Consider the following 934-nt stretch of genomic DNA (forward strand, 5'->3'; position numbering starts at 1 on the left):
CGTCGGTGGCGGCCGAGGCCGCCGCACCGGCGCCCGCAGCACCCGCGGTCGCCGACACCGGCGCACCGCCGTGGCTGGCGCACGGCGACCCCGTGCGCCTGTCGCCGCAGATGCAGCGCGAAGCCTATGCGTCGCGCCGCTTTCCCGTCGAGGTGACGGTGCTCGACGTGCGCGCCGCGTGGCTGAAGATCGAAGGCAAGGACGGTTACTCGATCGACATCGGCGCGACCGATGCGGCGCTGCGCCCGGCCGTCCAGCGGATGTTCGACCGGCTGGCCGCGCGCACGCCGATTGCCGGTCCGGTGGCGGATGCGGAAGCCGATGCCGCGCTGTTCGCGCTGGCGATGACTGTCGGCGACTATCACGGCGAAACCACGATCGGCCGCCCGGTCGTCGATTACCTGGTTGCGCAATACGGCTTGACGGGCACGATCGACGTGCTGCTCGATGCGTTGAAAATCCAGGTGCACGCCGACTACGACCGTCAGGCGCAGCGTCGCGTCCACCGTTTCACGACGAATGTCGAGGGCCCGGTGCGCGGTAGCTGGCGCGGGCCGATCGTCGGCAGCGAGGCGGCGCTGCGCGAGCATCTCGCCGCCGCGAGCGAGGCGGACTGGCAGGCCTGCGTCGACAGGAGCGAGGCCGCGTTGCCGATGCTGCACCCGACCCGCCAGCCCATTCCCGCACTGTTGTTGCCCGATGCGCCGCACGTGTCGAATGCCCTGGTGCGCCGGCTGGGCGCCGAGCGCGACGTGCCCGAGACGCTGCACTGGATGCTGCTGACCGCGACCGATCCCGATGCAATCGCGATCGCCGCGAAAATCCGGCCGGACAGCTATGGCCATTCGTTCTGGGGGTTGTCGCGGATGGTCGCGACTGCGCTGCGCGAGCGCGGCGCGGCGGCGTTCGACGTGCTCGAACGGGGCGCCGCCGA

Annotated in this window: 1 pseudogene; it reads left to right on the forward strand. The window is 71.4% G+C overall.

Annotation, left to right across the window (positions count from 1 at the left end):
• Window positions 1–934, forward strand: a pseudogene (locus G3O00_RS42725) (polymerase); the annotation flags it as partial.

The organism is Burkholderia sp. Ac-20384, from assembly GCF_017104605.1.
GTDB classification, from domain to species: Bacteria; Pseudomonadota; Gammaproteobacteria; order Burkholderiales; family Burkholderiaceae; genus Burkholderia; species Burkholderia lata.